This window comes from Roseateles sp. AC306 (genome assembly GCF_979253795.1).
Map to the genome: position 1 here is coordinate 143,444 of NZ_CEEDEB010000011.1, position 14,925 is coordinate 158,368.

Annotated in this window: 1 protein-coding gene (running past one end of the window); it reads right to left on the reverse strand. The window is 67.9% G+C overall.

Annotated features, from left to right (window positions below):
• Positions 1-14,925 carry the end of a calcium-binding protein gene (locus AC0IZJ_RS20260; RefSeq protein ID WP_471853163.1) on the reverse strand. 21,327 nt of this gene lie beyond the right edge of the window, so only the last 14,925 of its 36,252 coding nucleotides appear in the window; its start codon lies off the right edge, out of view; its stop codon occupies positions 1-3.

Below are 14,925 nucleotides of genomic sequence, written 5' to 3' on the forward strand. Positions count from 1 at the left end.
TCATTTGCCGCCCACCAGTTGCTGCCACTGCTGCTTGGCACGCTCTTCCAGCTCCTTGAGCCAGGCATCACCGAGTGCGCGGGCGCGCTCGGCTTCAGCATGCGCAATCTCCGCAGCGGTCTTGGGCAGCAGGGTCGGTTCGGCCACGCCGCCGAGGTGGCCGCGATCACCGGCCAGCAGCGCCAGCGCCGCCGCCGAAGTCGGATTGATCGCCTGGCTGCCCGCCTGAGCCTGCGTCGCCTGCGCCTGCGCCGCTGACGTGACGTAGGGGTTGAGTCCGGCGGGCGTCGCCACGGCCACGCCGGTCAGCACCCGTACATCCAAGCTCTGGCTGACGCTGACACTCGCGCCGTTGCTCGTCTCGACGCTGGCGGCACGCACGGTGAGGCTGACGCCGCCGATGAAGCCCGCTGGCGGCGTGAAGCTCAGCTGCCCGAGGTTCCAGCCCGCCAGGTTGATGGCCATGCCGCCGGCAGCGCTGCGAACGCCATCGCTGAGCGTGGCGTCGGCCGGTAGACCGATCAGCGTCAGTTCAAGCGTCTCGCCGCCGAAGGTGTCGCTCAGTGACGCGGCAATCCTGGGCAGGGCGATGGCCGTGTCAACGAGGCCGTAGACGCGAGCCGCGCCGAGGGGGAGGGTCTCGACGATGCGGATGTCGTCGATGTTGGCGCCGCGTTGCGGCACGGCACCACCGGCGATGGCATCGCCCCCCTCCAGCACGATGGCGACACGGCGCGCCTGGCCGTTGCCGTCGAATTTGAAGCTCAGCGCCTCCCAATTCAGCGACAACGACGGGCTGGCGGCGGCATAGCTTGCCACCTTGATGCCATCCACATAAATGCCAATCGCGCTGTTGGCTGCGGCCAGGCCCAGGCCGCCTGCGTAGTCCAGGCTCAGGGTGTAGCGCGCGCCGTCGATGGTGTCGACCGTGCGCTCTATGCCCAGCGCCTGGTAGGCCAGCGTAGCCCGACCATTGCGCAGCATGAGCCACTGGCTGCCGTTGCCGGCCATCGGCTGCACGGTGACGAGGTTGCCGCTGAGATTGCTGATGCGATCACCGGCCGCCTGGATCTCGAAGGCCGCGACCTTGCCAACGGTGGTGGTGGAACGCACCGCCCAACCCTCCAGCGTCGGCCCGGCGACCACGGTGGCCGTGGTGCCCGCATTCGCCGCACTCTCCCAACTCGTCGCCACCAGCTCGCGGCTGACGGCCACGTCGCGCGGGCTCAGCGTCAAAGTGGGTGCGTCGGCCACGGCGACGAATTGCGCGGTCAGCAGTTGCGTCGTCGTGGCGTACTCACCGGTGGCGCCTTCGATGGCCGTGGCCTGCAATTGCAGGGCCACGCTGCCGTTGAAGTCGCGCGGCGGCGTCAGCACGAGGGCGTCGAGCTGCCAGCCGGCGAGGTTGACGACGCGTTGCGTGGCGGATGGCGTGAAGCTGCGCGTGCCGTCGCTCAATGTGAAGCCGTCCGGCAAGCCGGTCAGCGTCACCACCAAGGTCTCGGAGCCGTCGTTGTCGACGAGGCCGGCGACGATGGCGTGCAGAGCCAGGGCCGCATCCTCCAGGCCGGTGGCCGTGTTGCCGCCGGTGATGGTGAGCATGGGCGCGTCCGCTTGCGCCGCGATGTCGATGACGAGCCGGGCGGCCGGGCTGTAGAGCTCGCCGTCGAACGCCTTGAAGCCGATGTGGGCGTAGTGCGCTTGACCGTTGCCCTCGCCCGCGCCGAAGTAGCCGGCGCCGCCCGAGGCGTTGGCCGCCGGCACGAAGCGCAGGCCGCGCGCCGTCAGGTCGGACTGGCTGAAGCGCTCGCCGACAGCCACAGCAGCCCAACTGCCGTCGGCTTGCTGGCGTTGCAGTGCGCCATCGACCGGCAGGGCCGTGATCTCGACCTGCAGCAGGTCGGGCCGACTGTCGGGGTCGACGACCGCGAAGTGGCTCCAGGCCAGCGCCAGTGTCTGGTCCTCGCTGCCGGTGGCCAGGCCATCAGCGGCCGTGGGGGCCGCGTTGGGTGTGCCGTCGTTGCTGACGGTGATGGCCACGGTGACCAGGTTGGACTCGGCCTGGCCGTCGCTGACGCGGTAGCTGAAGCTGTCCGGCCCGGCGAAGTTGCTCGCGGCCTTGTAGCTGAAGCTGCCGTCCGACAGCACGGTCAGCACGCCGTGGGCCGGGCCGGTAACGACGGCGGCGGTCAGCGTGTCGCCGTCGATGTCGAAGGCCGTGCTCAGCGGGTTGATGGCCACTGTCTGGCCGGCCTGGGCCGTGAGGCTGCGGCCGGTCAGCGTCGGCGCGTCGTTGACGGGCCGCACGGTCAGCGCCACAGTGGCCGTGTTGCTCGGTTGGCCATCGATGACGAAGCGGTAGCTGAAGCTGTCGCTGCCGTTGTAGTTGGCCGCCGGCTGGTAGCTGAACTGGCCGTTGGCCAGCAGCGTCAGCGTGCCGTGGGCCGGGCCGTCGACCTGCTCGATGGTGACGTTGGTGGCACCGAAGACGAGGTCGTTGGTGAGCACGTTGCCGGTGGCGCTGCCGTCCTCGTCCAGCGCGACGGCGTCGCCGACGGCCTGCGGGTCGCCGATGAGCTTGATGTCGCGCACCGTCATCGTGCTGGTCTGCGCGGCAAAGCCGAGCAGGTCGAAGCTCAGCAGCACGCTCTTGCCCGCCAGCTCCGGCGCCAGCGCGACGAAGTAGGTCGCGCTGCCGTCAGCGTTGAGCTGCTTGCGTACCGTGGTGGCCAGGCGCTCGCGGCCGTTGGTCTGCAGGTTGAGCAGGGCGTCAGAGCCGTTCAGGCCGATGCTACCGGCGGTGGGCAGACCGGTGGTGGCGTCGAGCAAGGCCACTTCAAAGGCATCGAACGGGCCGGCCGCGTTGGCGAGCAGATGCGGCGACTCGACGGTGAAGCTGAGCAGCTTGTCGTTGGCGCCCAGCGTGAAGGCCTGAGACAGCTGGGCGTGGCGCGAGGCGGATTCGCCCAGCACGGCCCTGCCATCCTGGATGACGACGTTGCCGCGGGTGCTCCAGCCGGTGGCGTCCGGCAGGTCGCCGCCGCGCAGCGTGACGTTGACGGGCAGGCCGGACAGGAAGGCCGGTGCCGCCGCCATACTGATCGAGGGAGCGAACTCCGCCATGGACACGGGCACCACGCCCGATGTCGACCCGGCGCCTTCAGTCGCGTCGTCGACAGGCGGTGCGCCCGAATAGGCCTGGCCGGCCGAGAGCGTCTTCAGGTACTTGACGAGCCGGTCCAGCGATGCGGTATCGAAACGATCTTCGTCGCCGCGCAAGGCCAACATGAGGGCGTCGGTCTGCTGGGAGACGCGGCGCAACTGGCCGGGCACGCCCATCAGCGTGTCCTGGGTGGTCAGCGCGATGCGGCCGCCCAGGCCATCGAGCCTGTACTCGTCCGGCAGGCCGAGGTTGTGAGCGAGCTCATGGCCCACGAGCCAGCCGAAGTAGCGCCCGATGGCGGCCATGCGGGCCGCCCTGTCGGCGATGTTGCCGGCCCAGACCACGGCCTGGCGCAGCGCCGCCGGCACTGAGACGCTGGCCACCGGACCGCTGAACGAGCCCGTCATGTCGGCATTGAGCACGCGCGACAGCACGTACTCCTTGGCGCGGCTGCCGATGTCACTGCGAACGCTGCCATCGGCTTTCGTCAGCAACAACTCCATCTGGTGCACGCTGAGGTCGGTGCCGGCGCGGCCGGCTTCGGTGCCGTTGCCGGACAGCGCGAGATCAAACTGCACTGCGGTCGTGCGCGCGGCAGTCGGGCCATCGAGCCCGGCGGCGGCGCCATAGCGCACGTCCAGCAGGCCGGCTGCCTTGAACTCGTCGAAGATCCCCAGGCCGTCTCCGCCCGCCACGCCCGAGCGCAGGCCGGCTTCGATCAGTGCCAGGTCTGCGGCGGACAGGTCTGCGGGCAACGCATCCTTCACGCCACCGCCCGCCAGCAGGTTGTAGATGGCGAGGTGTTCGCTGGTGAAGCCGGTGCGTGTGGCGTCATCGGCGCGCGCAATGTCCATGGCCTGCGCGATCAGCGCCTGCAGTCGTGTGGCGTCGATGCTGATCTGCTGGACCGCGACGACCTCGCATTGCACCGCCGCTCGGGCGTAGACCTCGTCGTTGATCTTGAAGACGAGGTTGGCGCGGTAGACACCGCGGCTCTGTACGTCGCTCTTGAGTGTGAGGCGCGTGGTGGCACCGGTGTTGGTGATGATCCAGTCGCTGTTGCCTTCGATCTCGATCTTCACGCCGTTGGGGTTGTAGATCGTGACCTCGCGTTCGCCGCCTGCGCGCATCGCCAACGCGTTCAGCACGCTGTCGGTGCGGTTCAGATCGGACAGCTCGCCGAAATACACCGTCTGCAGGCTCGTCGAGCCGGCGTCCACGACGCCGTTCGCCGTGCTCTTCTGGGCATCGAAGCGCAGCGTGCCGGTCAACACGACGGCGTCGTAGGTATCGGCGTACTTCTCGCGCGCCTCATCGGTGAGCCTGGCGCCGATGTCCAGGTCGGTGCGACCGCCCTTGGCCAAGGTCTGGCCGGTCTTGAGCACCCGCTCGCCCGTGGCGACGTCCGCCCGATCGCCCCCGTAGGCCGTCCCCAGGTACAGGAACTCGTTGGGCAGCGCAACGATGCTGTAGGTGATGTCGGCATCGCTGTCGTTGTCGAGCGTGAGCCGGTGCTGGTTGGCGCGATAGAACGCATCCGGCATGACCCAGTTGCCCGTCTCCGTGCCGGTTCCCGGTGTGGCGCTGGGGCTGTCGCGGAAGAAGACCGCCTGGTCTTCCTTGCCGCCGCTGGTGTCGCTGATGCCCAGGGTGCCACCGATGACGATGTTGTCGATGACGACACTGTCGCCCGAGTCAAACTGGCTGCCGGTCAGCACGCCGTCCTTGAAATCCACCAGCTCGAAGCGGATTTCGACGGACTGCGCCGCCTTGGACCGCACCGACTCCGGAATGGCCAGCATCTGCAGGGACACGGGTGCGTCGGTCGGCAGGTCGCGCAGGCGGATGTCGCGCGACGCTGCCACCTCGGTGGAGGTGCCGTCCGCGTTCTGCATGATGAACTTCACGCGCAGCAACGGATCGCTGTCGGCCGCAATGTGGGCATTGCTCAGGCTGAAGCTGACCTGCTGGGCTGACTTCGGCAGCACCATCCGGTTGTGCGTCAGCTGGGGTAGCGCCGCGTCGAGCCGGAAACCCCATTCCGCCACCTTTTCAAGCGACAGGCCGAATGTGCCGATGTCCTGGCTCCAGCCAAGCAGCTTGTCGACGACGAAATAGTCGAACGCCTTCTGCAGATAGGTTTCGACGGTCTTCTTGATGAAAGGCACGGACAGCGGGATGGCCAGCACGGCAACGCGCGTCTTGAGCAGGTTGACGGCTTCCGTGATCAGCTTGTCGCGCAGATAGTCCACCGCGTTGGACACCCACAAGGCCTGCTCCAGGCTTTGCAGCGAGAACTGCGGGCCGAAGAAGGCGGTGTACTTGCTCAAGGTTTCCTCGAACTTGGCCTTCTCGCCAGACGTCATGTAGCGAGCGACGGCATCCGCATTGATGCCCAGCATCTGCAGGTGCTGGGCCTGGCCCATGTCCGAGCCTGCCGTTGCGTTGCCGTTGTGCAGTGCCCAGCCCGGCAATTGGTAGGACGTGATGAAGCGTCCGAAGTACGGGTGCACACTGGCCTGGAAGTTGCCATTGAACACGGATGGCACCGCCGCCGATCCCGTCGTCCAGCCCCACTCGGTGTTGTCCGTTTCCAGGCTGACGCGCTGGGTGCTGCCCGCAGTGATTCGATCAGCCGAACCGCCGCCGAGCTTGGAGAAGAACCAGCCGTTGCCAACGCCCTCCCAAGTGGCCTCCGGGTCGGCGTCGGCGCCCTTGGCGGTTGCAGTGACCAGTTCAGCGTTGTCGCCGGTTCGGCCCACCAGTTGGTCCAGTCGCTGCAGGTACCACGACGCCTGGTTGTTGCCATAGATCGCCGGACTGGCGCCCAAGGCCTTGACCTTCTCGAAGCTGCCGTCCGCCTTGCGGCGGATGATCCAGTCGCGGTCTTCAGGCTTGTCCTTGCCTTTGGAGGAGCCTGCGGCGAAGTAGCTCAGCTGTGAGTCCATCGTCCCCGCATACCAAGAATGCGGCCGCGAGTGCGTCTGCGCCTTGCTGCCGAGGATGGGGAACTGGTCGTCGACGGTGAACCCTTTCAGGCCAGTCAGGTTGAAATCGAAGTCGAATCCCGCGTCGACTTCCCCGCCCATGCCGGCCAACGAGCGGCCGTTCGGGGTGACCGTCTTGCCCGGCGCGGCCGTTTCGCTCGCCACTTTCTGGAAGTAGTTGTCGGCGAAGCTGACGCCGGACCAGGCTGCCACGTTCGGGTCGTAGAACTCCGCGAAGTCGATGTTTTTCAAGCCGAGCTTCTTCGAGGAAATCTCCAGCGCCTCGAACAGCTTGAAGATTTCCTTGAGCGTCTTGTTGGCGCTGTCCATCAACGTGCCCTTGAGGATCTTGGCGAGGTCGTTCGATGCATCGACCCCGAAGTCCTTGGCCGTCAACTTGAGCTGGCCCAGCAGTTCGTCGATGTTCAGTGCGTCGGCAACCCGGCCCAGCGACTGGGACAGGATCTCGCCGACCGCCAGTGCGATCGCGTTGGGAATCAGTGCCGCGAGGGAGTTCTGGTCGGTGTTGACCAGCACCTTCGACAAGGACTCGCTCTGGGTCAGTGACGCCTGATAGAAGTCGTGCGGGTCCAGAGTGGTCATCTGCAGGTCTGCAGGCGCCTTGAGCTTGTACTTCTCCACGCCCCAGAGGATGCGCTGCGCCAGCTCTGAGTTCACCACGGTGCCGCGGCTGTGGCCGATCAGGTGCAGGTTGCCCGACAGCAGCTTGCCGCCCGACGCCTGGTCCGCCTGCAGCAGCGAAGCGTAGATGGCATCGGCCGCAGCTTCCGAGAAGCCGGAATCGCTGAAGCCGGACTCGACCACCCAATCCGGGACCAACGCCACCGGCTTGCCTTCGGCCAGCGCGTCCTTCAGCTGCTTCGATGGATCGCTGTTGTCCGCGAAAGGCTTCCAGGTGCCGGTGATGCGGTCGTAGTGGTAGGCGAAGCCGCCCTGCGTCTTGGCGATGTCACGCGCCATCTCGGCCACGGAGGTCGACGTGGCGTCGGTCTTGCCGAGCAATGCGTTGACGTAGTAGGAACTCAAGCCATCGGTGCCTGACACCAGCGGTGGCTGGTAGCCATGCGTGAGGACGGTGACCGACGCACCGTTGAAACCGGTCTGCTCGTAGGCCTTCTTGACGGTGAATGGCGCGGACGCCGTCACCTTGGTGCCGTTGGCCAGCACGGCCTCGGCGGCCCACCAGTACTGCTGGCCGGCCGTGAGCTTGAAGTCGGCGAAGAGTTTTTCAGTGGCGAAGTCGGAGAACTTGTAGACCTTGCCCGCCTCCCAGGCGACCTTGCCTTCCAGCAAATCCTTGGTGGTCAGGATGCGCTCGTCGTGCACCGGTCCGCCAGGCGGGGACTTGCCGTCGATGACACCGCCATGCCAGTCCGGAAGCGATGGTTTGTCGTTCGGGAACAGGCCCTCACCGGGCGCGAAGGAGCTGACGTAGATCTTCAGCGAGGTGATGTCACGCGATGCCTTGAGCTCGAAGACCGGGCGCGCATTCGCATCCGTGCGAGGGCTGATCAGCGTCAGGTCGCCAGCGCTCGCCTGCGTTGCCACGGCCCAGGATTTCAGCAGCGGGTCGACGCCGGTGTCGCTCTTGGGCAGGCTGGTGTAGAGCTTGGGCAGCGCGCTGGGCACGTCGAAGTCCACCGGCTTGCGCAGGTCCTTGCCGCTGCCGCCGTTCTTCTCGGCGGCGGCAATGACGCTGAGCACATTGAAGTCATAGACCGCCGAGAAGAAGCGGCTGTAGTAGCCGTCACCCGGGCCACCGTATTCCTCCGCCATTGCCGTGGCCAGCAGTCTGGAGCCATCGGCCGACAGGGACAGGTTCTCCAGGCTTGCGCCTTCGATGGGCGTCGTGGAGCCCATGTACTCTGCCTTGCCGAAGGGGTCCTTGATGATGCCGATCTTGCCGCCGACCTGCTTGTTGATCAGCACGCCATCCATGAAGCCGATCTCGTCGAAGACGTGGTTGTAGTCGGCCACGAAGGCGTACTTCCCGTCCGGCGTCACCACCACACCGGCGGCGCGCTGGATGTTCTGCATGAAGCCGTAGCGTTTGCCGTCCCGGGTGTAGCCATTCACCCACCATTGCGGCTGGCTGGGCTTCAGGAAGGGCGCTTTGATCTCGGTATTCGTCCAGGCCGCCGTCTCCTTGTCGCGAGACACGGTCACCGCCGCAAAGCCCTTGTTGTAGGCCTGCGTCGTGCTCATCACGAACTGGCCCAGTTGCGGCCCGTTGGTGATGTAGTAGGGCAACTGGCCGGTCCGGGCAGCCACCACGCCGAAGTCCAGCGTCTTCACATCCTCGAGGGCGACGCGTAGCGCCGTGTCGGCCCCCTTGGTGTCCTTCAGCTGCTTGTCGTGCGCGGTCTGCATCGCTTCGAGGTCGATGATGTAGACGTTGCCCTTTTCCTTCGAGCCGAAGCCGAAGCGCGTGAAGCTGTCGATGGGCGCAGTCACGCCAAGATAGCGCCCGCCGCTGACGGCGAGATCGAGGAAGCCGGAGGGTCCCGGCTTCACCGCGTCGGGCAGCAGCAGCTGCTGTACCTCCTTCATGAAACGCGCGTCCTTGCTGTTGATGTTGACGCGCAGCAAGCGTGCAGTGCCCGCAGTGCCATAGCTGCTGCCCTCGGCAACGTACATCCAGTCACCAGACACCGCCAGGGCCGCGATGTTGGCCCCGGCATCGCCCACCTTCAACGTGTAAACGAGCTTTCTCGTCACCATGTCGACCATGTAGATCTTGCCCGCCGCCGCGATGTACAGCTCGCGGCTGTCCGCCCCATAGGCTAGCGCGTCTGTCTTCAGACCGGTCAGATAGCCTGGCAGGTCGATCACATCCTTGAGCGCCTGGATCGTGTCGCCACTATTGCCGTCCAGGAACTGCACGCTGGTGCGGTCCAGCACCACGCCCAGTTCGCGCTGCGGCTTGAACTCGGCCCGGTTGCTCGGGCTTCCCGAGAACAGGCCGTACAGGTCGCCCGCCGTGCCATCCTTGTTGGGCTCATCGAAGACGCGCTGCACCCACACCTCGTGCAGCGCCAGGGCCACGCCGTCCGGCACCTTGAAGACGATCTCAGTGTCGCTCGTGCTGACGACCTGCATGAAGTCGTAGAGCAGGCCACGATCGGGCGTGGTGTTCATCTCCGTCAGTGCACTGCCCACGGGCTTGAGCCTGACCTGGACGCGTGTCTTGGCGCCGGCAATGGTGAAGCCGCTGCCCTTGAGCTTGTAGGTCGATGCATCCACCTGGCTCAGCGCCGTGATCTCGGGGTCGGTGACCACCAGCCTGGGCGGCGGCGACACGTCGATGCTGAGCTTGTCACCCTCCACGCGGCTGGTACCCGTTTGGATGTACTGGGCTGTGGTGGAGAAGGTCGTAACCTGGAAGGTGGCCAGCGGCAGCATGGACATCAGCGCCACGGCGACCATCGAGCCACCCGGCGAAGCCGCGACCCCCATGGCCATGTTGATGCCGGCAAACCACATCAGCTGCCAGTTCGCATCCAGGCTGACGAAGCGGGTGTCGGTCGCTCCGGTCTTCGGGTCCTTGTTGGTGCGGCGGGCCGAGACCAGGTAGTCCCCGCCGGCAGTCACGCCGGGATAAGGCGGGCTCGCGGTGCGGGCCACGCCATCGGCGCCGATGTGCCCGTTGTCGACCACCCACCAGGTGTCCTGCACGCTGCCGTCGGCCAGCGTCACGCTGCCACGGCGCAGGATCAGGATCTCGTACTCGGCAGGGTTGAGCCCCAGGGCTGAGCTGGCGATCTGGATGGGCTGCGTGCTGCGCACGTCGCCCATTTCCAGATGGAAGCCGGACAGGACCTGGAAGCCGTCAAAGCTGGGCGCCGCCAGGGGCAGGTTGTCGAGGTCCAGGTCGGTCACGGCGACCTGATGCACCGCATCGAAGGCGCCCGCAGCGATGGCAACCTGTACGCCGCCCTGCGTTTGGAGCAATGCACCGCCGGCGTCCACTTCGACCGAAGGCTGCTGCGCGGTCATCACGGTAGGTTCGGCCACATGCACCGTCAGCTCGACTTGGCCGGACTTGTAGATGGCATACACCTTGGTGGTGCCGACCGCCTTGGCTCGAATCACGCCATCCAGCCCCACTTCGGCCACGCGCCCGTCGGCCACGAAGTAGCTGGTGTAGTACGAACCCGCCACGTCGGTGCTGCCCACCACCTCGGTGAGCTTGATCTGGCGCAGGCCCGCGCCGCTGCCGTCAGCCTTTGGCGCGACAAGCGACACCGATCCCGGATAGACGTCCAGCCCGCCCAGCGCGAGCCGGATGGTTTCTTCGCTCGGGCCGTCCACTTCGTAGCTGCGCACGCCGAGCAGCCCACCGTGGCGAGCCGTCAGATAGCCCCAGCCCGCAACGCGGCCGCCCAGCAAGGTCTCTCCAGGCGTCGTGGTGACCGCAGCGGCACCCTCTTGCCAGTTCTCCACCGTCCACTGCAGGTAGTTCCCGGTCAGCGCCACGCCCTTCTCGTCGGCGAAGTCGCCGAAGGCCTGCAGCTGGCGGGTCTCGCCGGAGCGCAGCGGCCCCACGTCAACGATGTTGATGGCCAGCAGCGCCGCCGAGCTGACGTTGAACTGGAGCACGATGGGGCCGCTGCTGCCCCAGCCGTCGTCGGCCTCGATGGTGACCGCAGCGGCACCCGCATAGCCGGCCTCGGGCTTGAACAGCAGGGTGCGGCCGTCGGCAGCCAGTTGTGCGCTCCCATGGCTCGCGCCGATGACGCGCCAGAACACGCTGTCGCCTTCACGGTCCAGCGCGACGTTGTCGAGCGCCAGCCACTTGTTGAGGTCGGTGTGGGCGAGCACCGGCGTGGCGCTGGCCATGCTGACCGGAGCGAGGTTGGCGCGCCAGCCGTAGTTGGCGTAGAGCACTTGCCGGTCGGTGTCATTGGCGGCGCCGTCGCCGTTCAGGTCGACGCCCGAGGCCGCGAAGGCGGTCGAATCCGTGCCGTCGATGCGGCCGTCGCGGTTCAAATCGCCGGCGATGCTGACCTTGATGCTGGCCGCGCCGTTGCCGGTCAACGTCAGCAGCTTCAGGCCAGCCTCGGTCACGCGCACCAGCGTGACGGTCTTGCCGCCGTTGGCCACCTGGCCCAGCACGGTGGCGCCTTCGATGGCGAGGCTGCTGCCGGCCGCCGTTTCGATGGCGTAGACGATGGCGCCGGCGGCGCCGGGTGCCTTGATGGTGCTGGCGAGTTCGCTGTCGCGCACGACGAAGCTGAAGCGTGCCGGCGTGCCGGTGGCTAGCGTGCCGCTCCAGCTGTTGTTGGGCGTGGCCACGCTGGCCAGCCAGCCGGCCGCCGTGCCGAACTGCGCCGTGATGGGCTCGCTGATGACGCTGCCGTCGGCGTGATAGCCAATGCTCAGGTTCAGGTTGCCGTCGCCGTACAGGCTGCGCGCCAGCGCCAGGCGGCCGGTGCTGTCGTAGCGGTAGACGATGGCCGCGTCGGCCGTGGCCGTCTGACGGCCGACGACGCGCTCGATGCGGCCCTGGCTGTCGCGCTCGAAGACGAGGCGGGTGTTCGGGTCGCTGCTGCCGACCAGGGCCACGCCCGCGTCGGACACCAGCCATTGCTGGCCGTCGGCAAAGCGCACGCTCTGCATCTGGCCGCGCGCGTCGAGCCGGTAGCTGGTGCCGTCGGGGCCCGTCAGCAAATAGGCGATGGGCTGCCACGGCAGCCCGGTGACGCGGTCCAGCAGACGCTGGCCCTGGGGCAGCAGCGCGACAGGCATCGTCGGGTCGGCGTTCACCACAGCCAGGCTCCAGCCCGCCGTGCCGCCCGTGAAGACGGGGCGCTGCACCAGCGGCGAGGTCGGGTCGCTGGACAGCGGTGTGCCGGCGGTGCCCAGCGTGAAGCTCAGGTACTCGTTGGCCGCGTTGGCGGCGGACAGGCTGGCGGGCACCTGCAGCCAGACGCGCGCACCCAGCACCCAGGCGGCAGAGGCGCCAAGGGCGTCGCTGCCGGCCTGGTCGTGGCTGAGGCGGGTGTCCAGCAGTGGCAGCGTCCAGTTGCCGAGGTCGCCGCTGCCGTTGACGTCCAGGCTGCGCGTCAGCGCGAGGTCGTGGTTGCCGAGGCGGAAGACGGCGTCGGTGGCCTGGGCCTGCACGAGCTGCTTGGCGGTCGAGTCGACCAGGATGCGGGTGGTGATCTCGGTCGTGCGGCCGGCCAGGTCCCAGCCGCGCAGGCGCAGCTGGTAGACGCCATTGGCCCAGCGTGACGGGTCGATCGTCGCCAGCGTCAGGTCGCCGTTGACGGCGGCGGCGCTGAAGGCGGCGGACGCCAGCGTGCGCCAGGCGGACTCATCCACGCGGTCGCCGTTGGAGGGTGCGGCTTCGAGCACATAACCCATCAGTTGCAGGTCGGCCACGCGGGCGGTCAGCGTGGTCGAGCTGCCGATGACGGCGGGGGCGAGGCCACCCGTGTCGAGCACGCCGGTGAAGGCCAGCGTCGGCGCGGTCGTGTCCAGCGGGTGGCGCACACGCACGGTCTGCGTCGTCGTGGCCGAGAAGCCGTCGGCGTCGACGGCCGTCACGCGCAGCTCGATGAGGCCGGGCTGGCTGGGCGTGATGCGCACGCGGCCGAGGCCGTCCAGCGTCACAGGCACCCAGTCCGCCTGGCCAATGCCGGCACCGCGCGCCTGCACGGTGATGCTGGCGATGGGGCTGAAGGCGTCAGCACGCACGGTGGCGAGCACGACCTGGCCGGGCAGCACGGGTGTGCTGGGCGTCAGGTTGACGAGCAGCTTGGGCGCGTTGGCGCTGGCGTCGGCAACGACGCGCAGCACGAAGCTGTTGGTCGTCGAGTTCCGGCCGTCGCTGACGGTGGCCAGCACGGTGAAGTCGCCCACCTGGCCGGGGCCCGGTGTCCAGTTCAGGCGGCCGGTGGCGGCGTCATAGGCCGCGCCCTCGGGCAGGCCGATGAAGCTGATGGCCAGCGCGGCCGTCTGGGCGGCGCCGTCGGCGTCGACCAGGCGCAGCGCGCCGACCGGGGCCGTGGCACCCTTGACGACAGGCAGCGAGAAGCTCTGGCCTACCAGCAGCGCATGGCTGGCGGTGGTGATCTCTGGCGCCTGGTTGACGTCGAAGACGCGGACCTGCACCGTGCGCGTGACGGTGACCTGGCCGTCCGTCGCGCTGAAGTTGAAGGTGTAGGCACGCGTGTCGGCGGTGGCGTTGTTGACGATGTCGGCGCCGGGCGTCCATTCGAAATAGCCGGTGGCGGCGTCGAAGAACACGCCGCTGGGCGTGCTGGCGTCGTAGATCAGCGCCAGCTGCGTGGCCTCGTTGTCGCCATCGGTCGTGCGCATGGTGAACGACAGCGTCTGGCCCTCGGGCACGAGCTGCAGGGGCATCGGGATCAGCACCGGTGCCTGGTTGACATTGGCGACGACGATCTCGACGTCGCGCGTGAAGCTGGCGGCGCCGTCGCTGGCGGTCAGCTTGAGCAGGTAGTGGCCGGGCGCGGCGCCGTTTTGGTTGTCGCTCTGGGCGGCAAACAAGCCGGGCGTCCAGCGCAGTTGCAGGCGGGTCTGGCCGCCGCTGCCGGCGCTGGGCACCAGCAGCATGCCGGCGGGCAAGCCTTCGACGGTCCAGTGCAGCAGGTCCAGGTCGGCATCGAGGCCGGACAGGTCGATAGCCAGCGGCGAGCCTTCGTCGACCTTGACGACGGTGCGCGTGCCGGCGAGCGGGTCGCCCTGCACCACACCACCGGTAGCAGCGACGGCGAACAGCGTCGGCGTGGCGTTGGCCGCGCGCACGACGATGCGCAGGTCGCGCACGGAAGTGTTGGGCACGGGCGGGTGCTGCGGGTCGGGCACATAGCCCGCGTCGGCCGGCGGCAGGCCCAGGTCGGTGACGGCCAGGCTGATGTCGAAGTTGCCGCTCAAGCCGGCGGCCGGCGTCCAGACCAGCGTGGCGTGGCCGTAGCGCGGGTCGCTCTCGATGCGCGCGCCGACGGGCAGGTTGGTCGCGGCGTAGGTCAGCGCGTCCTGGTCCAGGTCGGAGACGAGGATGGGCACGCGCAGTTCGGTGCCGTCCACGGCGACGACCTGCGTCGGCAGCGTGATGACGGGCGCTTCACTGGGGCTCCTGACGGTGACGACGAAACTCTTGGCCGTGGCCAGCACCTGGTTGACGTCGCCGTCGCCGTTGTCTTGCGCGACGACCGTCAGCGTGTAGTCGCCGCGATGGCCGGCGCCGGGCGCGAAGCGGATGACGCCGGTCAGCTTGCCGGCGCTGTTCAGCGTCTGCGTGTAGCTGGCGAAGCTGGGCAGGCCCTGCACGGTCAGTGTCAGCGGGTTGCCGTCGGCGTCCGTCGCCTCCAGCGGGATGTTCAGCACGGTGCCGCGGTCGACGAAGGCGTTCGTCACGTTGCCAATCTCGGGCGCGCGGTTGGCGTTGCTGACGACGATGGGTAGCACGATCTGGCTGGTCAGCCGGGTGCCGGTGCCATTGCCGTCGTCGGTCGCCTTGACCGTCACGTAGTAGGTGCCGGCCTGGGCATAGCCGGGCGTCCAGATCAGCTCCAGCGTGTCGCGGTCAAACGTGGCACCCGGCGGCAGGCCGGTCACGTCGTAGTCGACGGTGCTGGCCGTGCCCGTGGGGCCGCTGGCCTCGCCGCCCGGCGTCAGACGGACCTTGGGCTCGAAGGCGGGGTTGTCGGGGTCGAAGGCGAACACGCTGATGCGCAGCGGCTGGCCTTCCAGCACGCCCCAGGTCTCGACCGGGTCGAACACCGG